The sequence below is a fragment of the Citrobacter sp. RHBSTW-00859 genome (genome assembly GCF_013729795.1).
Taxonomy (GTDB): Bacteria; Pseudomonadota; Gammaproteobacteria; order Enterobacterales; family Enterobacteriaceae; genus Citrobacter; species Citrobacter braakii.
The window spans coordinates 4534759-4553952 of the sequence record NZ_CP056284.1; the positions used below are offsets into that span (position 1 = coordinate 4534759).

The following is a 19194-nucleotide window of genomic DNA, read 5'->3' on the forward strand; positions in this document are numbered from 1 at the left end:
CGTGAACGCCTTTTCCGGTCTACGCATTAGACAGTTCTTCGTTTGTCATCAGCCTCAGAGCATTCAGGTAGCTGAATGCTCTTTTTTATGCATTACAAACTGCACGCCGGTATGCGTGCTTCATTCACGATTTGCGTAAAACCGGCCAACGAACACATGCCCTGCGCATTTCGCTCTTCACATCCTGCCAGGGTCAGTTTCACCTCTCCGGGCGGCGTATTTAATGACAGCGGCGTTTTATCACGCATCTGCTGTAAAGTCTGGAAGACCAGCGAAACCTGAATCCACTGGCTGTTATCGCTTAGCCGACGCCAGCGTTCAAACACCAGTTCACCACCTGGCGGCGTGTTATCCGGCTGACCTGGAAGCGTCCAGTTGAGCTCCAGTGCGCCGCCGAGATTTGCCAGATTAGTATCGTGTCCGGCGATAAACAGCACTGAAGTGGGTAATATCACACCATACGCCTGTTTTTGCGGTGGATGGGGCGTCAACGCTGTCATGATCAAATCCAACAACGGGGTGGCGCGGCTGCGGCAACCTCCGGCGTGCGTTGTAGTAAATAAAATTGCGCGTTATGCAAACTTAGCAACGTGTTCCACTGGTGTGAATCAGTGATCCTTCCCCACCCCGGCTCCGGCATTCCCTGTGCCTGTTGCAGGAGAAATATCTCCGTCAGCATTGATGCGAGGCTTACCGCACCGGTTAATGAGACATTGTCGGCGCTCACCTTGAGTTCCGATGGTAATGCCTGCGTTAATGAACAGCTTTCGTCCTGTTTCTCACGGTTAAGGCACAAGTTTGATTGCGGAAAATTAAGCACCCGTTCCAGTTCGCGAAACGCCGTTTGCCGATGCCCGGTAAAGTCAGCAATTGACCCTCCTGCCCTGCTGAGGATCGCGTCAGTCACGTTCGCGTTATCCAGTTGGCAAACGCCAGTTTTTAGAGGATTAAATAACGGATCGGGACTGGACGTATCTGCCTGGGTATGTACGGTTATTGCACAGTCAGGTGCCAGCCCGGCGGCGAAGGCTTCGCCTGTTTTACGGGTACGCTCGTCGACATCAGCAATAATCGCGACCTGACCAGGCTGCGGGCAGCCCTTTTTCGTCAGCAATCCGTCGGCTACCAGACGCTGGCGTTGGTAATGTCCGAGATAAGCGATTAGCTCACCACCGCGCGGTGTCAGCCAACCCAGTTTTACCGGCCAGGTTGGCCATGCGTCTGGGGTGACATCCTGCATCAGTTGCGTGGCCTTGGTTGGGGCACGCACACCATGACGACTGACAATCACCACACTTTCCAGCTTCAGCTCCGGCTCACTCTGAGCGAATGCAGATTGCGGGGTTAACGGAATCAGAAGAGATAAAAATGGGATCAAGATCGCTTTCATCGATATGTTTCCGCTTTTCATATCCGACATTATTGATTGCCTGATACGACGCTAATGCGCCGCATCAGACTTACGTTCGTTAACTTTTCAATCGCGGGTCCAGCCATACCAACACAAGGGTGGAGAGCGAACACATCAACAAAATGCCGACGAACCAAAGTAAATACCACATTGTTCCTGCTCCTTAGTACAGCTCGTTTTCGTTACGGCGGAGAGTTTCTGTCGTCATGCGCCCCCACATTTTGTAGTAGCTCCAGAGAGTGTAGAGCAACACAATGGGCAAAAATATCAGCACGATTACCAACATAATACTCAGCGTCAGCTGACTGGAAGTGCTGTCCCACAACGTCAGGCTGGAGATTGGACTCACGCTTGACGGCATGACAAAGGGGAACAGCGTGATGCCTGCCGTGAAAATCACGCCAAATTGCATCAATGATGCCATCAAAAATCCCCAACCCGGGCGACCACGATAAATCGCCATCACCGTCAGCAATGGGCAGAAGAACCCCAGTAGCGGGAAGATCCACAAAACGGGCGACTCGACAAAATTATTCATCCAGGCACCAGGTAGCACTGCCACCAGTTTCATTAACGGATTGGAAGGACCGTTAGCATCCTGGGCGAGCAGTACAAAGCCATCAATACCGACCCACAGCCAGTAACCCGCCAGCAAAAAGCACAGCATCACCAACAGTGCAGCGCGTTTAGTCGCCAGCTGTGAACGCAGATGAATCACACCAACAGTTTTCAGTTGTAACCAGACGCCACCTTGCAAAATCACCATCCCAAGGCTGAGCAATCCGCACAATAAAGGGAATGGCGTCAGCAGTTGCCAGAAGCTGCCGAGATACTCCACGCGTAATTGCGGTGTGAAGGCAAACGGCACGCCGAGCAACAAGTTGCCGAAGGCGATACCGAAGACTACCGGCGGCACCAGACTGCCGATGACCAGACCGGCATCCCACATTTTACGCCAGCGTGCATCGGCGATTTTTCCGCGATAATCAAAGGCCAGCGGGCGGAAGAACAGCGAGCACAGCACCAGGATCATCGCCACATAAAAGCCGGAAAACGCCGCTGCATACACTCTGGGCCAGGCGGCAAATAATGCCCCACCTGCGAGGATCAACCAGACCTGATTGCCTTCCCAGTGCGCACCAACGCTATTAATCACTATCCGGCGTTCATCATCATTACGCGCCACCAGCGGCAGCAAACAGCCGATCCCCATGTCAAATCCGTCGGAGATCATAAAGACCACCAGGATCACGCCAATCAGCAGCCACCAGATGAAGCGCAATGTTTCATAATCAAACATGATTTTCTCCTTTACCCCTGTTGCTGCGTCGGTTGTTCACTCTGCATCGCGCTCGGCCCCAGACGGGCATATTTCTGCATCAGGTAGACTTCGGCGATTAAGAACAGGGTGTAAAGCCCTACGATCATGATCAGTGAGAAAGCCAGTTGTCCTGTGGTTAAGGCGGAGTGCGCGGAGTATGTCGGTAAGATGTCCTGTATCGCCCACGGCTGACGACCAAACTCGGTCATAAACCACCCGGCTTCAATCGCAATCCACGGCAACGGCAAACTCCAGAGCGCCATTTTCAGCACCCAGCGATGCTGGTCGATTTTGCCACGCAGCGTCTGGACAAGCGCAATCAGCATCACCAGTAGCAGCAGGGAACCACAGCCCACCATGATGCGGAAACTCCAGAATACCGGCGCAACCTGAGGTATTGCACCACGCATCGCCGCCTGGTACTGTGCGGCTGTGACATGATTCATATCCGGCGCATAGCGGGAGAGCAACATGCCGTAGCCCAGGTCACCTTCCAGTTCCCGGAATGCCTGCAACACATGCGGCTCACGATTGCCTTGCGATATTTCCTGCATTAACAGCCAGACCATACGTCCGCGTTGCAAGCGTGGGTAGGTTTCAGCCATCAAATTCTTCAGACCCGGCACGGGTTTATCTAATGAGTGAGTGGCGAGGATCCCTAGCAGCGCGGGAATTTTGATGGCAAAGGCGTTACGCTCTTGATCCTGTTCCGGCCAGGCAACCACATGGAACGGTGCAGGTGCAGGTTCCGTTTGCCACTCCCCTTCCATCGCCGCCAGTTTTACCGGTTGTACTTGCGCGACTTCATACGCAGAACTGTCTCCGAGTTGCAGCGTGCCAATAATCGCCAGAGTACCGAAGACGGAACCGATGGCAAACGAGCGTAATGCGACATCGCGCTCCCGTCCGCGCAGTAAATACCAGGCGCTGATCGCCATAATAAACATGGCCGAGATTTTGTTGTTCTTTTAGAGCCTGAGGTTTAGCGTAAGCGGGAGCCAGCCTGTAAATACCATCACCATCGGGGACGATTCTGTCGCCCAGACGATTAAGATCACGATACAAAGTACGCTCACTGATGTTGAATTCGTCCATCATCTTCTTACGTGATACAAAACTGTACTGGTAAAGTTCTGCAATAATAGCGGTTATTCTTTGTACCATTACCTCATGCCCGCTCATGCGCGTTCTCCTTGTAATTTTTCCTTGAGATTACCAGTTGCTACTGACAGGGCATGTCAGTAGCGACTGGAGGATCATGTTTTCATATCGGCAAATTTCTCACATAACTTAAGGAGATTAAGTCGAAAAGTCAGTTAATGGATTTTGCGGTCAATAACATAATCAGTCTCCTGCAGGCAGTCGCGAGTAGCCACTCAGAGGTGAAAGAACAACTGACGTGTCAAGGCTTCAAAAGCGGAGTATGCTGAGATTCAGTCGATTAGAGCCAGGCTGAAAAAATCTTTATAGACTTAGTTTGTTTTGCCTCAGGACTGACTGCAGCCAAACGAGCGTTCATCTCGGCTGTATGACTTGGTGCGCTCCTTCGCAAAGTAGCTCAGACGGAAAGTGAGCTTATCGTAAACCGCACGATAGTCTGTGGCGTTGGCATCCAGATAATACAGGGGATTATCTGGGATGTGGACCAACGTTCGGTATTCGGGGTAAGGGCCTAGTTGCAAAGCGCTCAGCCAGGCTTCACGTATCAGGCTGGCTAATCCCGTTCCCCCTTCTCCATAGCTCCCAAGTCCATTGAATGTGTCTTTGTTCACGAAAAGTACCATGTGGTAATGGGACTTCTCGTTTATTTCTCCCACTTCCCGAACCCAGGCGTAACGCAACTGGCATGGGTAGCTCCTGATGCCATTCTTTATTTTATTTCGGTACCGAGCATCGATTTTTGGGTGATGCTGCCAACTTACTGATTTAGTGTATGATGGTGTTTTTGAGGTGCTCCAGTGGCTTCTGTTTCTATCAGCTGTCCCTCCTGTTCAGCTACTGACGGGGTGGTGCGTAACGGCAAAAGCACTGCCGGACATCAGCGCTATCTCTGCTCTCACTGCCGTAAAACATGGCAACTGCAGTTCACTTACACCGCTTCTCAACCCGGTACGCACCAGAAAATCATTGATATGGCCATGAATGGCGTTGGATGCCGGGCAACCGCCCGCATTATGGGCGTTGGCCTCAACACGATTTTACGTCACTTAAAAAACTCAGGCCGCAGTCGGTAACCTCGCGCATACAGCCGGGCAGTGACGTCATCGTCTGCGCGGAAATGGACGAACAGTGGGGCTACGTCGGTGCTAAATCACGTCAGCGCTGGCTGTTTTACGCGTATGACAGGATACGGAGGACGGTTGTGGCGCACGTCTTCGGTGAACGCACTCTGGCCACACTGGAGCGTCTTCTGAGCCTGCTGTCGGCCTTTGAGGTCGTGGTATGGATGACGGATGGCTGGCCGCTGTATGAATCCCGCCTGAAGGGAAAGCTGCACGTAATCAGCAAGCGTTACACTCAGCGCATTGAGCGACATAACCTGAATCTGAGACAACATCTGGCAAGGCTGGGACGGAAGTCACTGTCGTTCTCAAAATCGGTGGAGCTGCATGACAAGGTCATCGGGCATTATCTGAACATAAAACACTATCAGTAAGTTGGAGTCATTACCTAAAAAAGACAAAAAGTAGATCAAGTTAATAATGTTCAGATATATATCATCCCTTTGAACATACCAGATTAACGGTGGAATCTCACGATTCTGCCGTTTTTGTATTATTTTTCAGAGGAGTAGTAATGAACAATTCTGAAGGATTGAAGCCGTTTCAGCAATCGCTCGCTGGTCTGCCACAGTGGGTGTCTGAACGTATATTGCAGCAGATAAATCAGTTAACCCGCTACGAGCCAGTGATCGGCATTATGGGTAAAACCGGTGTTGGGAAGAGCAGTCTGTGCAATGCCCTGTTTGCCGGAGATATATCACCGGTCAGCGATGTGGCTGCATGTACCCGTGAGCCACTGCGCTTTCGCCTGCAAGTCGGCGACCGCTATATGACGCTGGTGGACCTGCCCGGCGTGGGCGAAAGTGGTGCTCGCGATACCGAGTATGCTGCGATGTACCGCGAACAACTCCCCCGGCTCGACCTGGTTCTGTGGCTGATTAAGGCCGATGACCGGGCGCTGGCGGTGGATGAACATTTTTATCATCAGGTGATTGGAGAGGTATACCGGCATAAGGTGCTGTTTGTTATCAGCCAGTCGGATAAGGCCGAACCCACCAGCGGTGGGGGACCGTTGTCCACGGCGCAGAAGCAGAATATCAGCCGTAAAATCTGTCTGCTGCATGAGCTGTTCCAGCCCGTACATCCGGTGTGTGCCGTGTCGGTCCGTCTTCAGTGGGGACTGCGGGTGATGGCCGAGCGAATGATTAAGTGCCTGCCACGTGAGGCCACCAGCCCGGTGGTGTCGCAACTCCAGTCTTCCTTTCGCACGACGGTAGTCCGGGAACAGGCTCGTAGCGATTTTGGTGAAACCATCGGGGCCGTACTCGATAGCATCAGTGCCTTTCCCCTGATACCCGCCCCGGTACGGGCTGTCATTCAGGCCGTGCGCACCACGGTGGTGTCAGTGGCCCGCGCCGTCTGGGATTTCTTCTTCTGAGTATTTAACCCATCCCTGTTACTTCCCTGCCCCTGTCGCAGATGCGACGGGGATCCCTTTTATTTGTTTTCCCGTTATGAGGAGTCTGCTTATGACCCGTCTGGCTTCGCGCTTTGGCGCAGCAAATCTTATCCGTCGCGACCGCCCGTTAACCCGCGAAGAGCTGTTTCGCGTGGTGCCCAGTGTATTCAGTGAGGACAAACACGCATCCCGTAGTGAGCGTTATACCTATATACCCACCATATCCCTGCTGGACAGCCTGCAGCGGGAAGGCTTCCAGCCGTTCTTTGCCTGTCAGACCCGTGTACGTGACCCAGGTCGTCGCGAACACACAAAGCACATGCTGCGTCTGCGACGTGAGGGGCAGATTAATGGAAAACAGGTACCAGAAATAATCCTGCTCAACTCTCACGATGGCAGCAGTTCGTACCAGATGCTGCCGGGACTATTTCGTGCGGTTTGTCAGAACGGCCTTGTCTGTGGCGAGTCGTTTGGCGAAGTACGGGTGCCGCACAAGGGGGACGTGGTGAGTCAGGTGATTGAAGGCGCGTATGAGGTACTGGGGATTTTTGACCGGGTGGAGGAGAAACGGGATGCCATGCAGTCGTTGCTGTTGCCGCCTCCGGCACAGCAGGCACTGGCAAAAGCCGCTCTCACATACCGCTTTGGTGAAGACCACCAGCCGGTTACTGAATCGCAGATACTCTCCCCGCGCCGCTGGCAGGATGAGAGCAATGACCTGTGGACCACGTACCAGCGTGTGCAGGAAAACCTGATTAAGGGCGGACTCAGCGGGCGTAATGCTAAAGGCGGACGGACGCATACCCGTGCCGTGCGTGGCATTGACGGGGACGTGAAGCTTAACCGTGCGCTGTGGGTGATGGCTGAAACACTGCTCACACAACTGCAGTAGACGTTTTATGTTGCCACATTGTTATTATCGGACACCACCTGTCCGAATTGCTACGTGCTCGTGTGCCTCAATCTCCCGGTAATAGCCTGTAACCCCCGTTACATCTGGCTTTTGCAGAAATAAAAAATAGTTTCTGCGTTGTCCATACCCTGTCCGCCCCCCTGTTTAAAGTAATCACATCATTTTCAGTCAGTTAACTTTCCTGGAGAACCTCTCATGACACAGGCAGAACGCCGCCATGACCGGCTGGCTGTCAGGCTGTCACTGATAATCAGCCGTCTGGTGGCAGGGGAAACACTGAGTGTGCGTAAGCTGGCCGCTGAGTTTGGTGTGTCGGTGCGCACGCTGCGGCGTGATTTTCGTGAGCGGCTGATGTATCTGGACCTGGAGTATCAGTCCGGATATTGCCGCTTACGTACTGCGGGCAGTGAGACGCAGATGGTGCCCGACGTGCTTATCTTTGCCCACCGCAGCGGGATGGCCGGTCTTTTCCCTGGCTTTGACCGTCGTCTGGTAAACGCACTGCTGATGTGCGATGAGTCTCCCTGCGTAATCGCACCCGCCAGTCCGGCTCCTTCGCCATCAGGCGCATTGTCTTTCTGGCGACTGATTCAGGCCATTACCGGGCGCAGGCGGGTGACGCTGATTGCCGAGGGGCAGCGCTGTGAGCGGCTGGCTCCCTGCCGGTTACTTATCCACCAGCAGGCCTGGTATCTGGTGGCAGAGCACGACGGACATATCGCCGTATTCACCCTGAATGAAATCCATCTGGTTCAACCCCTGCAGGAGTCTTTTCGCCGCAACGACAGTCTGTGCAGTCTGGTTGAAGACCCGGTGTTTATTCAGGCCTTACCCCATTTTCGCTTTATCCAGCAGTCGCTGCTTGCGTTTGTTCCGGCCGACAGCCCACCGGAATAGTGCAGGTCTATCTCAACTCATCCGCAGGGAGAGCCTATGCCATTTATTGCCATTTATTGCCATTATCGCCATTGTTGTCATCGTCATCATTCTGAACAAAACCGGGGTGTCCGACAGCCTCACGGCCCTGACCCTTGCCACCGTTGCCGCACTGCTGACGGGCGGAGGGGCAGCCGGTGCGGCCAGTGTCGCACTGACACCGTTCGTCGGCGTGCCGGTGGGTATTTTCGTCGGCATTTATGTCTTTGCCAAAGTGGTTCGTCTGATTTCAGGAAAAAAATAATGAAACGTAAAACACTGCCTCTGCTGGTGCTGGTTGCCACCACGCTGTTTCTCAGCGCATGCGATAACAGAAGTGATGACCTGAAGGCCATCAGCAAATTTAAGGATCTAACCCCACCGCGTTTCAGTGATGTGGTCAGCCACCAGGATGATGTCAGCGAAGAATGGTCACAGGTTGACTACTTATCCGGTCCCACCTTGCAGGTTTTACGTACCCACCAGTCGCCCGATGGCTGCGAGGGTGGCAGTTACTACTACCTCGTGGATATGCAGGAAAAAACCGTCCAGCCACTGATGAATGCGCTGTGTATTGCCGATAACATCAAACTGGAATACCAGGAGGTGACGGACCCGTATACCAAAGAAAAATACTTTGAGTACGCCCATGACGGCAAACTGATGGGGCGACTGCTGATACCCTCAAACCCTGAGAACCAGGAATAAAACAACGACAAAGGAGACAAGAATGACAATACTTTCACTAAGTCGGTTTATGCTGGCGGGTGTACTGCTCGCGAGCTTTAATGCCTCTGCTATCCCGGGGTTCTGGCAGCAGGGTTACGGTCAGGGCAATACGGAATACAGCGTGACCGAAGCCAGCGGAAAGACGTTTACCATCAACTGCACAGGGAACCCGGACCAGAATGGTTTCTATCAGCATTCAGTCTTTCTTACCCTTGCCGATGACAAGATGGTCAGTTCGCACGATGACGACACTACTATCACCGTAGTGATGGATCACCAGCAGTACATTATTCCGTCCAGCCTGGGCTGGCGTAACGGCGATAACGCCTGGTTTGACTTCATCAGCAATATCTCTGAGTCCGGGCAGTTCGACGTCTACGTCAATGACCACAAAGCAGGGACCTTCACTGCGGACCGGAAGAACGCTGAGAAAGTTCTGTCCACTCTCGGAGACTGCAGCAACGACTGATAGTAGTATCTTCCCCAGCAAATCCACCCCGACAGCTAGCAGGCTGCCGGGGTTTTCTTTTATCAGGAGCCCGAAAATGACCCAATCCGTGTTGCTGCCACCGGGGCCTTTCACCCGGAGACAAGCGCAAGCGGTCACTACCACGTACAGCAATATCACACTCGAAGACGACCAGGGCAGTCACTTCCGTCTGGTGGTTCGTGATACTGAAGGCCGGATGGTCTGGCGGGCATGGAACTTTGAGCCGGATGCCGGTGAAGGTCTTAACCGCTATATCCGCACCTCAGGCATCCGTACAGACACGGCCACCCGCTGATCGCGAAGCATTTACCCGCATTCACCTCCCAGAACACACTTTATATCCCCATACGCCAGCCATCGCCGCTGGCGTTTTTATTGACGGAGACATACCCATGACAACACAGACGCAGCACGACCTCGCACCCGCTAACCAACCCGAATTTGAACTGACCGTCACGCCGGTCCCCGATGAACAGCGTATCGATTTCTGGCCACAGTACTTTGGCGCTATCCCGCAGTGGCTACTCCTGGAGCCGCATATCTTCGCCTGGATGGACCGCTTCTGTGAGGGCTACAGCGGTGGTATCTGGTCGTTCTACACCCTCAGCAATGGCGGCGCATTTATGTCCCCCGAGCCTGACAACGATGAGACATGGCGTCTGTTTAACTGCCTGAACGGTAACGATGCCCAAATGAGTGCAGAAGCAGCAGGTATTGCTGTCTGCCTGATTGCGTATAGCCACCATGCCTGCCGTACAGAATGTGACGCGATGACCGCACACTATTACCGCCTGCGGGAGTATGCCATGCAACATCCAGAGGCTCACGCCATTCTGCGTATTATCGACTGACCGAAGGAGCAACAGATGAAACAGCTTTCCTTTTTACCCGGCGAGATGACGCCACAGGACCGGCGTCTCATTCAGCGGGCGCTCAGGGCTCTGGACCGCCACCTGCATGAGCCCGGCGTAGCCTTCACCTCTACCCACGCCGTACGTGAATGGCTGCGACTGCATATGGCCGCGCTTGAGCGGGAAGAGTTCCGGGTGTTGTATCTGGACAACCAGAATCAGTTGATTGCCCATGAAACGCTCTTCACCGGCACGATTAACCGCACCGAGGTGCATCCCCGGGAGGTGGTCAAACGTGCTCTGCACTTCAACGCGGCGGCGGTGATACTCGCGCATAACCATCCTTCCGGCGAGACGACACCTAGCCAGGCCGACAAAACCCTCACGCAGCGACTGGTTCAGGTGCTTCAGCTGGTGGATATCCGTGTCCCTGACCATCTGATTGTCGGTGGCAGGCAAATCTATTCGTTCGCAGAACACGGTCTGCTTTGAGGTATTACATGAAAATTATCAGTAAACGCAGGGCAATGACGATATACCGCCAGCATCCTGAGTCCCGAATCTTTCGCTACTGCACCGGCAAATACCAGTGGCACGGTAGCGTCTGTCATTACACCGGCAGGGACGTTCCGGATATCGCCGGAGTCCTCGCGGTATACGCCGAACGCCGCCAGGACCGCAATGGGCCCTATACCTGCCTGATGTGCATCACCCTGAACTGACAATAGTGGAGAACTGTAATGAGCAACCCTACCAGGGGCCTGCAGCGGGAGATTACACTGCGCCTGGGAGCCCGTCTGGTGCAGGAAGGCAACCGACTGCATTATCTGGCTGACCGGGCCAGCATCACCGGCAAGTTCAGTGACATCGAATGCCGGAAGCTGGATGAAACATTCCCGCACTTTATCCGCCAGATGGAATCGATGCTGACCACCGGTGAACTCAGCCCCCACCATGCCCACTGCGTTACCCTGTACCACAACGATTTAACCTGCGAAGCCGACACCTTCGGCTCCTGTGGTTACGTTTATCTGGCTGTTTATCCGACGCCCGAAACGAAAAAGTAAATCATCAGAATAATCTTCTGCTCCGGCCTGGTGTTTTCACCACGCCACTTTTCCATTTTTCATCTCTGCATATCAGGAAAATCTTCAGTATGAAAACATTACCCGACACACACGTACGGGAGGCATCGCGCTGCCCGTCTCCCGTCACCATCTGGCAGACACTGCTGTCCCGGTTGCTGGACCAGCATTACGGCCTTACGCTGAATGACACACCGTTCGCCGATGAACGTGTGATTGAGCAGCATATTGAAGCTGGCATTTCACTGTGTGATGCGGTGAACTTTCTCGTTGAAAAATACGCACTGGTACGTACCGACCAGCCGGGATTCAGCGCCTGTACCCGCTCTCAGTTAATAAACAGTATTGATATTCTCCGGGCTCGCAGGGCAACCGGCCTGATGACCCGCGATAACTACAGAACGGTAAATAACATTACCCAGGGGAAGCATCCGGAGGCGAAACAATGAAACTGGCCCTGACGTTGGAAGCCGACAGCATTAATGTGCAGGCACTGAACATGGGGCGAATTGTCGTTGATGTCGATGGTGTTAATCTCACTGAACTGATTAACAAGGTCGCTGAAAACGGTTATTCACTCCGCGTGGTGGAGGAATCCGACCAACAGTCAACCTGCACACTACCACCGTTTGCAACCCTTGCCGGCATACGCTGCAGTACCGCACATATCACGGAAAAGGATAACGCCTGGCTGTACTCGCTGTCACACCAGACCAGTGACTTCGGTGAATCAGAATGGATTCATTTCACAGGTAGCGGATATCTGTTACGTACCGATGCGTGGTCATATCCGGTTCTGCGGCTTAAACGCCTGGGGTTGTCAAAAACGTTCCGTCGTCTGGTTGTCACACTCATCCAACGTTATGGCGTCAGTCTCATTCATCTGGATGCCAGCGCTGAATGTCTGCCGGACCAGCCCACTTTCGATTGGTAACCAGGAACAACATGAAATCATTAACCACGGAAACCGCACTGGATATTCTGATTGCGTGGCTACAGGACAATATCGACTGCGAATCGGGAATTATCTTTGACAACGATGAGGATAGAACGGATTCAGCAGCACTGTTGCCCTGCATCGAACAGGCCCGGAAGGATGTCCGTGCTCTTCGTCATCTGCAGCTTCTGCACCAGAACCGGTGAATATCACTCACCATACTTCATTCCCCTGACGCCAGCCTGAATACAGCTGGCGTTTTCGTTTATAAACCAAAAGGAAAACCGATAATGTCAGACATCACAATCTCCCGTCCGGAAGTGGTCACCGGGCATACGGACGTTATCTGCTCCACCAGTATCCAACACGTTGTGACGGTACGGAATGCAGCACTGCAACAAACCGAAACGCTTATCCGGCAACTGGCAGAAATCTCAGTGCTGACAGCAGGCATTGGCGGCAAAACCGCCCTGGACTGGGCGATGAAACAGAATTTTCGCTGTGGCTGCCGGCTGATGGAAAAACCGGAAGCAGCAATGAAAGCCATCACCCGCAATCTCGATCGAGAAATCTGGCGTGACCTGATGCAACGTTCCGGGATGCTGAGTCTGATGGATGCGCAGGCCCGGGACACATGGTACCGATCACTGGAATATGATAATTTTCCGGAAATCAGTGAAGCGAATATCCTGAGTACATTCGAACAACTGCACCAGAATAAGGATGAGGTGTTTGAGCGAGGGGTGATCAACGTCTTCAGGGGACTGAGCTGGGATTACAAAACCAACTCACCCTGTAAATTTGGCAGTAAAATTATCGTCAACAATCTGGTGAGGTGGGACCGGTGGGGGCTTCATCTGAACAGCGGGCAACAGGCCGATCGACTTGCCGATCTGGAAAGAATGCTACACCTGTTCAGCGGCAAACCGATCCCCGACAACCGGGAAAACATCACTATTCGTCTGGATGGTCACATCCAGTCCGTTCAGGGTAAAGAGCGCTATGAAGACGAGATGTTCATCATTAAATACTTTAAGAAGGGATCTGCACACATCACTTTCAAAAGGCTGGAACTGATTGACAGAATTAACGATATAATAGCCAGGTACTTTCCTTCTGTGCTCTCAGCCTGATCCCGAGTGTGATTCCCTTTCGATATCAAAAGGGACTGCGGGTATAATTGAGGGTACATTTTTAATCAAACCAAATAAATTATATTAATATCAATATTATAAAAGAAATTTTCGATTCCGAGTCCGGCACCACTATTTAAAGAACCCGCCCTAGAGGCGGGTTTTTGCTTTTATAGTTTCTGATACTTTCCAACCGATCATCTCTCAATATCTTTACTGCTCTACCCCCACAAAATCCATACGTAAGATTAGTCGTGCCTGTTAGCAAGCTGAGATCTGGGTTCTATAAGAAGATGGGGTTTAACGTGATGGGATGTACAGAGGTCCGCGATCCTGAGCAACAGTACCTGTTACTCAACCCCGCGCACGGATAACAGGCAATGTGCTGCCGGGAGAGCCTGGTGCCCTGCGCTTCTCAGGCCTGCACACCGGTTACAACATGATGGGCTGGATAAAACGGTACGCTGCATCCGGCAGTTCTCATTCCCTGCAGACGCAAAAAAGCCCATCCGGCAGGATGGGCTTCTTCACTTATTTGATGCCTGGCAGTTTATGGCGGGCGTCCTGCCCGCCACCCTCCGGGCCGTTGCTGCGCAACGTTCAAATCCGCTCCCGGCGGATTTGTCCTCCTCAGGAGAGCACTCACCGACAGACCACAGATAAAACAAAAGGCCCGGTCTTTCGACCGGGCCTTTTGTTTTTATTTGATGCCTGGCAGTTCCCTACTCTCGCATGGGGAGACCCCACACTACCATCGGCGCTACGGCGTTTCACTTCTGAGTTCGGCATGGGGTCAGGTGGGACCACCGCGCTACAGCCGCCAGGCAAATTCTGTTTATCAACACGCTTTTCGCATGTCGATGTCATCTGTAATCAAGCTGAATTTCGTGTCTCTTCGCCAAAACACCTTCGGCGTTGTAAGGTTAAGCCTCACGGTTCATTAGTATCGGTTAGCTCAACGTATCGCTACGCTTACACACCCGACCTATCAACGTCGTCGTCTTCAACGTTCCTTCAGGACCCTTAAAGGGTCAGGGAGAACTCATCTCGGGGCAAGTTTCGTGCTTAGATGCTTTCAGCACTTATCTCTTCCGCATTTAGCTACCGGGCAATGCCATTGGCATGACAACCCGAACACCAGTGATGCGTCCACTCCGGTCCTCTCGTACTAGGAGCAGCCCCCCTCAATTCTCCAGCGCCCACGGCAGATAGGGACCGAACTGTCTCACGACGTTCTAAACCCAGCTCGCGTACCACTTTAAATGGCGAACAGCCATACCCTTGGGACCTACTTCAGCCCCAGGATGTGATGAGCCGACATCGAGGTGCCAAACACCGCCGTCGATATGAACTCTTGGGCGGTATCAGCCTGTTATCCCCGGAGTACCTTTTATCCGTTGAGCGATGGCCCTTCCATTCAGAACCACCGGATCACTAAGACCTGCTTTCGCACCTGCTCGAGCCGTCACTCTCGCAGTCAAGCTAGCTTATGCCTTTGCACTAACCTCCTGATGTCCGACCAGGATTAGCTAACCTTCGTGCTCCTCCGTTACTCTTTAGGAGGAGACCGCCCCAGTCAAACTACCCACCAGACACTGTCCGCAACCCGGATCACGGGTCTACGTTAGAACACCAGCCATTAAAGGGTGGTATTTCAAGGTTGGCTCCATGCAGACTGGCGTCCACACTTCAAAGCCTCCCACCTATCCTACACATCAAGGACCAGTGTTCAGTGTCAAGCTATAGTAAAGGTTCACGGGGTCTTTCCGTCTTGCCGCGGGTACACTGCATCTTCACAGCGAGTTCAATTTCACTGAGTCTCGGGTGGAGACAGCCTGGCCATCATTACGCCATTCGTGCAGGTCGGAACTTACCCGACAAGGAATTTCGCTACCTTAGGACCGTTATAGTTACGGCCGCCGTTTACCGGGGCTTCGATCAAGAGCTTCTCCTTACGGATAACCCCATCAATTAACCTTCCGGCACCGGGCAGGCGTCACACCGTATACGTCCACTTTCGTGTTTGCACAGTGCTGTGTTTTTAATAAACAGTTGCAGCCAGCTGGTATCTTCGACTGATTTCAGCTCCATGAGTAAATCACTTCACCTACATATCAGCGTGCCTTCTCCCGAAGTTACGGCACCATTTTGCCTAGTTCCTTCACCCGAGTTCTCTCAAGCGCCTTGGTATTCTCTACCTGACCACCTGTGTCGGTTTGGGGTACGATTTCGTGTTACCTGATGCTTAGAGGCTTTTCCTGGAAGCAGGGCATTTGTTACTTCAGCACCGTAGTGCCTCGTCATCACACCTCAGCGTTAACAAGACTCCGGATTTACCTGGAATCTCCGCCTACATGCTTAAACCGGGACAACCGTCGCCCGGCTAACATAGCCTTCTCCGTCCCCCCTTCGCAGTAACACCAAGTACAGGAATATTAACCTGTTTCCCATCGACTACGCCTTTCGGCCTCGCCTTAGGGGTCGACTCACCCTGCCCCGATTAACGTTGGACAGGAACCCTTGGTCTTCCGGCGTGCGGGTTTTTCACCCGCATTATCGTTACTTATGTCAGCATTCGCACTTCTGATACCTCCAGCAACCCTCACAGGCCACCTTCAACGGCTTACAGAACGCTCCCCTACCCAACAACACATAGTGTCGCTGCCGCAGCTTCGGTGCATGGTTTAGCCCCGTTACATCTTCCGCGCAGGCCGACTCGACCAGTGAGCTATTACGCTTTCTTTAAATGATGGCTGCTTCTAAGCCAACATCCTGGCTGTCTGTGCCTTCCCACATCGTTTCCCACTTAACCATGACTTTGGGACCTTAGCTGGCGGTCTGGGTTGTTTCCCTCTTCACGACGGACGTTAGCACCCGCCGTGTGTCTCCCGTGATAACATTCTTCGGTATTCGCAGTTTGCATCGGGTTGGTAAGTCGGGATGACCCCCTAGCCGAAACAGTGCTCTACCCCCGAAGATGAATTCACGAGGCGCTACCTAAATAGCTTTCGGGGAGAACCAGCTATCTCCCGGTTTGATTGGCCTTTCACCCCCAGCCACAAGTCATCCGCTAATTTTTCAACATTAGTCGGTTCGGTCCTCCAGTTAGTGTTACCCAACCTTCAACCTGCCCATGGCTAGATCACCGGGTTTCGGGTCTATACCCTGCAACTTAACGCCCAGTTAAGACTCGGTTTCCCTTCGGCTCCCCTATTCGGTTAACCTTGCTACAGAATATAAGTCGCTGACCCATTATACAAAAGGTACGCAGTCACCCCATAAAGAGGCTCCCACTGCTTGTACGTACACGGTTTCAGGTTCTTTTTCACTCCCCTCGCCGGGGTTCTTTTCGCCTTTCCCTCACGGTACTGGTTCACTATCGGTCAGTCAGGAGTATTTAGCCTTGGAGGATGGTCCCCCCATATTCAGACAGGATACCACGTGTCCCGCCCTACTCTTCGAGTTCACAACACATGCACTTTTGTGTACGGGACTATCACCCTGTACCGTCGGACTTTCCAGACCGTTCCACTACCACACATGCTGATTCAGACTCTGGGCTGCTCCCCGTTCGCTCGCCGCTACTGGGGGAATCTCGGTTGATTTCTTTTCCTCGGGGTACTTAGATGTTTCAGTTCCCCCGGTTCGCTTCATTACGCTATGTATTCACGTAATGATAGTGTGACGAATCACACTGGGTTTCCCCATTCGGAAATCGCCGGTTATAACGGTTCATATCACCTTACCGACGCTTATCGCAGATTAGCACGTCCTTCATCGCCTCTGACTGCCAGGGCATCCACCGTGTACGCTTAGTCGCTTAACCTCACAACCCGAAGATGTTTCGTAAAACACTTCAGTATTGCGAAAATTTGAGAGACTCGGACACACCGCTTTTCATTTCTTGTTTACGGAGAAATGAAACAGTGTGTCGTTTCAATTTTCAGCTTGATCCAGATTTTTAAAGAGCAAAACTTCTTAATGCACTCGAAAGTACATTCAGAAGTTCATCATTCATCAGACAATCTGTGTGAGCACTACAAAGGTCGGTTCTTTAAGGTAAGGAGGTGATCCAACCGCAGGTTCCCCTACGGTTACCTTGTTACGACTTCACCCCAGTCATGAATCACAAAGTGGTAAGCGCCCTCCCGAAGGTTAAGCTACCTACTTCTTTTGCAACCCACTCCCATGGTGTGACGGGCGGTGTGTACAAGGCCCGGGAACGTATTCACCGTGGCATTCTGATCCACGATTACTAGCGATTCCGACTTCATGGAGTCGAGTTGCAGACTCCAATCCGGACTACGACATACTTTATGAGGTCCGCTTGCTCTCGCGAGGTCGCTTCTCTTTGTATATGCCATTGTAGCACGTGTGTAGCCCTACTCGTAAGGGCCATGATGACTTGACGTCATCCCCACCTTCCTCCAGTTTATCACTGGCAGTCTCCTTTGAGTTCCCGACCGAATCGCTGGCAACAAAGGATAAGGGTTGCGCTCGTTGCGGGACTTAACCCAACATTTCACAACACGAGCTGACGACAGCCATGCAGCACCTGTCTCAGAGTTCCCGAAGGCACCAAAGCATCTCTGCTAAGTTCTCTGGATGTCAAGAGTAGGTAAGGTTCTTCGCGTTGCATCGAATTAAACCACATGCTCCACCGCTTGTGCGGGCCCCCGTCAATTCATTTGAGTTTTAACCTTGCGGCCGTACTCCCCAGGCGGTCGACTTAACGCGTTAGCTCCGGAAGCCACGCCTCAAGGGCACAACCTCCAAGTCGACATCGTTTACGGCGTGGACTACCAGGGTATCTAATCCTGTTTGCTCCCCACGCTTTCGCACCTGAGCGTCAGTCTTTGTCCAGGGGGCCGCCTTCGCCACCGGTATTCCTCCAGATCTCTACGCATTTCACCGCTACACCTGGAATTCTACCCCCCTCTACAAGACTCTAGCCTGCCAGTTTCGGATGCAGTTCCCAGGTTGAGCCCGGGGATTTCACATCCGACTTGACAGACCGCCTGCGTGCGCTTTACGCCCAGTAATTCCGATTAACGCTTGCACCCTCCGTATTACCGCGGCTGCTGGCACGGAGTTAGCCGGTGCTTCTTCTGCGAGTAACGTCAATTGCTGCGGTTATTAACCACAACACCTTCCTCCTCGCTGAAAGTACTTTACAACCCGAAGGCCTTCTTCATACACGCGGCATGGCTGCATCAGGCTTGCGCCCATTGTGCAATATTCCCCACTGCTGCCTCCCGTAGGAGTCTGGACCGTGTCTCAGTTCCAGTGTGGCTGGTCATCCTCTCAGACCAGCTAGGGATCGTCGCCTAGGTGAGCCGTTACCCCACCTACTAGCTAATCCCATCTGGGCACATCCGATGGCAAGAGGCCCGAAGGTCCCCCTCTTTGGTCTTGCGACGTTATGCGGTATTAGCTACCGTTTCCAGTAGTTATCCCCCTCCATCGGGCAGTTTCCCAGACATTACTCACCCGTCCGCCACTCGTCACCCAAGGAGCAAGCTCCTCTGTGCTACCGTTCGACTTGCATGTGTTAGGCCTGCCGCCAGCGTTCAATCTGAGCCATGATCAAACTCTTCAATTTAAGTTTGATGCTCGTGAATTAAACTTCGTAATGAATTACGTGTTCACTCAGAGACTTGGTATTCATTTTTCGTCTTGCGACGTTAAGAATCCGTATCTTCGAGTGCCCACACAGATTGTCTGATAA

The 19194-nt window shown here is 52.7% G+C and carries 18 protein-coding genes, 3 rRNA genes and 4 pseudogenes; 16 read left to right on the top strand and 9 right to left on the bottom strand.

Annotation, left to right across the window (positions count from 1 at the left end):
• Nucleotides 1-92: 92 nt before the first annotated feature.
• The 6 genes and pseudogenes from appA to HV302_RS22700 form a co-directional block, all read right to left on the bottom strand.
• Nucleotides 93-1390, bottom strand: a pseudogene (gene appA, locus HV302_RS22680) (bifunctional acid phosphatase/4-phytase).
• Between the two features lie 79 nt (nucleotides 1391-1469).
• Nucleotides 1470-1562, bottom strand: coding sequence for a cytochrome bd-II oxidase subunit CbdX (gene cbdX / locus HV302_RS22685; RefSeq protein WP_000270305.1), 93 nt, complete (start codon nucleotides 1560-1562; stop codon nucleotides 1470-1472).
• 12 nt (nucleotides 1563-1574) lie between these two features.
• Nucleotides 1575-2711: a cytochrome d ubiquinol oxidase subunit II gene (gene appB / locus HV302_RS22690; RefSeq protein ID WP_000460803.1), complete on the bottom strand. Its 1137-nt coding sequence runs from the start codon at nucleotides 2709-2711 to the stop codon at nucleotides 1575-1577.
• A gap of 11 nt (nucleotides 2712-2722) precedes the next feature.
• A pseudogene (locus HV302_RS22695) lies at nucleotides 2723-3682 on the bottom strand (cytochrome ubiquinol oxidase subunit I); the annotation flags it as partial.
• 145 nt (nucleotides 3683-3827) lie between these two features.
• Nucleotides 3828-3914: pseudogene (locus tag HV302_RS28685) on the bottom strand (hypothetical protein); the annotation flags it as partial.
• Nucleotides 3915-4219: 305 nt separating this feature from the next.
• A pseudogene (locus HV302_RS22700) lies at nucleotides 4220-4633 on the bottom strand (inovirus Gp2 family protein); the annotation flags it as partial.
• Nucleotides 4634-4690: 57 nt separating this feature from the next.
• Here HV302_RS22700 and HV302_RS22705 point away from each other — a divergent pair.
• From HV302_RS22705 to HV302_RS22780, 16 genes are all read left to right on the top strand, one after another.
• A protein-coding gene (locus tag HV302_RS22705; RefSeq protein ID WP_223429336.1) for an IS1 family transposase occupies nucleotides 4691-5388 on the top strand; the annotation gives its coding sequence in 2 pieces (ribosomal slippage) (nucleotides 4691-4940 and nucleotides 4940-5388; 699 coding nt in all).
• A 140-nt stretch (nucleotides 5389-5528) separates the two neighbouring features.
• Nucleotides 5529-6392 (top strand): GTPase family protein, encoded by an 864-nt coding sequence (locus tag HV302_RS22710; protein ID WP_008324534.1) that lies wholly within the window; start codon nucleotides 5529-5531, stop codon nucleotides 6390-6392.
• 91 nt (nucleotides 6393-6483) lie between these two features.
• A complete protein-coding gene (locus HV302_RS22715) occupies nucleotides 6484-7305 on the top strand; it encodes a DUF932 domain-containing protein (protein WP_101743275.1) in 822 nt (273 codons plus the stop codon).
• 216 nt (nucleotides 7306-7521) lie between these two features.
• The gene (locus HV302_RS22720; RefSeq protein ID WP_008324530.1) at nucleotides 7522-8223 is read left to right on the top strand and encodes a DeoR family transcriptional regulator; all 702 of its coding nucleotides are present in this window, start codon (nucleotides 7522-7524) and stop codon (nucleotides 8221-8223) included.
• Nucleotides 8224-8269: 46 nt separating this feature from the next.
• Entirely contained in the window at nucleotides 8270-8506 is a 237-nt protein-coding gene (gene ypjK / locus HV302_RS22725) for a protein YpjK (protein WP_001115854.1), read from the top strand.
• A complete protein-coding gene (locus HV302_RS22730; RefSeq protein WP_053263801.1) occupies nucleotides 8506-8949 on the top strand; it encodes a YfjS/YafY family lipoprotein in 444 nt (147 codons plus the stop codon). Before ypjK ends, HV302_RS22730 begins: the two co-directional genes overlap by 1 nt.
• Before the next feature lie 22 nt (nucleotides 8950-8971).
• Nucleotides 8972-9439, top strand: coding sequence for a protein YkfB (gene ykfB, locus HV302_RS22735; RefSeq protein ID WP_023305531.1), 468 nt, complete (start codon nucleotides 8972-8974; stop codon nucleotides 9437-9439).
• A gap of 76 nt (nucleotides 9440-9515) precedes the next feature.
• Nucleotides 9516-9755, top strand: coding sequence for a DUF905 domain-containing protein (locus HV302_RS22740; protein WP_000194654.1), 240 nt, complete (start codon nucleotides 9516-9518; stop codon nucleotides 9753-9755).
• Nucleotides 9756-9852: 97 nt separating this feature from the next.
• Nucleotides 9853-10311: an antirestriction protein gene (locus tag HV302_RS22745; RefSeq protein WP_000211838.1), complete on the top strand. Its 459-nt coding sequence runs from the start codon at nucleotides 9853-9855 to the stop codon at nucleotides 10309-10311.
• A gap of 15 nt (nucleotides 10312-10326) precedes the next feature.
• Nucleotides 10327-10803, top strand: coding sequence for a JAB domain-containing protein (locus HV302_RS22750; RefSeq protein ID WP_000811693.1), 477 nt, complete (start codon nucleotides 10327-10329; stop codon nucleotides 10801-10803).
• A gap of 8 nt (nucleotides 10804-10811) precedes the next feature.
• Nucleotides 10812-11033, top strand: a complete 222-nt coding sequence (locus HV302_RS22755; RefSeq protein ID WP_016239820.1) for a DUF987 domain-containing protein — start codon at nucleotides 10812-10814, stop codon at nucleotides 11031-11033.
• Nucleotides 11034-11051: 18 nt separating this feature from the next.
• The gene (yafW, locus tag HV302_RS22760; protein ID WP_001548930.1) at nucleotides 11052-11378 is read left to right on the top strand and encodes a type IV toxin-antitoxin system antitoxin YafW; all 327 of its coding nucleotides are present in this window, start codon (nucleotides 11052-11054) and stop codon (nucleotides 11376-11378) included.
• Nucleotides 11379-11467: 89 nt separating this feature from the next.
• A complete protein-coding gene (locus HV302_RS22765; protein WP_000854726.1) occupies nucleotides 11468-11845 on the top strand; it encodes a TA system toxin CbtA family protein in 378 nt (125 codons plus the stop codon).
• Entirely contained in the window at nucleotides 11842-12330 is a 489-nt protein-coding gene (locus HV302_RS22770) for a DUF5983 family protein (RefSeq protein WP_001547769.1), read from the top strand. Before HV302_RS22765 ends, HV302_RS22770 begins: the two co-directional genes overlap by 4 nt.
• Before the next feature lie 11 nt (nucleotides 12331-12341).
• Nucleotides 12342-12539: a DUF957 domain-containing protein gene (locus HV302_RS22775; protein WP_000839269.1), complete on the top strand. Its 198-nt coding sequence runs from the start codon at nucleotides 12342-12344 to the stop codon at nucleotides 12537-12539.
• Between the two features lie 84 nt (nucleotides 12540-12623).
• Entirely contained in the window at nucleotides 12624-13466 is an 843-nt protein-coding gene (locus HV302_RS22780; protein WP_101743277.1) for a DUF4942 domain-containing protein, read from the top strand.
• A gap of 709 nt (nucleotides 13467-14175) precedes the next feature.
• Here HV302_RS22780 and rrf read toward each other — a convergent pair.
• The 3 genes from rrf to HV302_RS22795 all read right to left on the bottom strand — a co-directional run bounded on the left by rrf (nucleotide 14176) and on the right by HV302_RS22795 (nucleotide 19068).
• A 5S ribosomal RNA gene (gene rrf, locus HV302_RS22785) occupies nucleotides 14176-14291 on the bottom strand.
• A gap of 94 nt (nucleotides 14292-14385) precedes the next feature.
• Nucleotides 14386-17292: ribosomal RNA gene (locus tag HV302_RS22790) — 23S ribosomal RNA — on the bottom strand.
• 234 nt (nucleotides 17293-17526) lie between these two features.
• Nucleotides 17527-19068: ribosomal RNA gene (locus HV302_RS22795) — 16S ribosomal RNA — on the bottom strand.
• The 16S, 23S and 5S rRNA genes sit together here, the layout of an rRNA operon.
• Nucleotides 19069-19194: the final 126 nt, after the last annotated feature.

Bases quoted from the DNA above. Each gene is read 5' to 3' on its own strand.
- HV302_RS22715 (WP_101743275.1), top strand. From the start codon at position 6,484: ATGACCCGTCTGGCTTCGCGCTTTGGCGCAGCAAATCTTATCCGTCGC.
- HV302_RS22770 (WP_001547769.1), top strand. From the start codon at position 11,842: ATGAAACTGGCCCTGACGTTGGAAGCCGACAGCATTAATGTGCAGGCA.
- appB (WP_000460803.1), bottom strand. From the start codon at position 2,711: ATGTTTGATTATGAAACATTGCGCTTCATCTGGTGGCTGCTGATTGGC.
- HV302_RS22775 (WP_000839269.1), top strand. From the start codon at position 12,342: ATGAAATCATTAACCACGGAAACCGCACTGGATATTCTGATTGCGTGG.
- HV302_RS22710 (WP_008324534.1), top strand. From the start codon at position 5,529: ATGAACAATTCTGAAGGATTGAAGCCGTTTCAGCAATCGCTCGCTGGT.
- HV302_RS22730 (WP_053263801.1), top strand. From the start codon at position 8,506: ATGAAACGTAAAACACTGCCTCTGCTGGTGCTGGTTGCCACCACGCTG.
- cbdX (WP_000270305.1), bottom strand. From the start codon at position 1,562: ATGTGGTATTTACTTTGGTTCGTCGGCATTTTGTTGATGTGTTCGCTC.
- HV302_RS22740 (WP_000194654.1), top strand. From the start codon at position 9,516: ATGACCCAATCCGTGTTGCTGCCACCGGGGCCTTTCACCCGGAGACAA.
- HV302_RS22755 (WP_016239820.1), top strand. From the start codon at position 10,812: ATGAAAATTATCAGTAAACGCAGGGCAATGACGATATACCGCCAGCAT.
- ykfB (WP_023305531.1), top strand. From the start codon at position 8,972: ATGACAATACTTTCACTAAGTCGGTTTATGCTGGCGGGTGTACTGCTC.
- HV302_RS22720 (WP_008324530.1), top strand. From the start codon at position 7,522: ATGACACAGGCAGAACGCCGCCATGACCGGCTGGCTGTCAGGCTGTCA.
- HV302_RS22780 (WP_101743277.1), top strand. From the start codon at position 12,624: ATGTCAGACATCACAATCTCCCGTCCGGAAGTGGTCACCGGGCATACG.
- HV302_RS22765 (WP_000854726.1), top strand. From the start codon at position 11,468: ATGAAAACATTACCCGACACACACGTACGGGAGGCATCGCGCTGCCCG.
- HV302_RS22750 (WP_000811693.1), top strand. From the start codon at position 10,327: ATGAAACAGCTTTCCTTTTTACCCGGCGAGATGACGCCACAGGACCGG.
- yafW (WP_001548930.1), top strand. From the start codon at position 11,052: ATGAGCAACCCTACCAGGGGCCTGCAGCGGGAGATTACACTGCGCCTG.
- HV302_RS22745 (WP_000211838.1), top strand. From the start codon at position 9,853: ATGACAACACAGACGCAGCACGACCTCGCACCCGCTAACCAACCCGAA.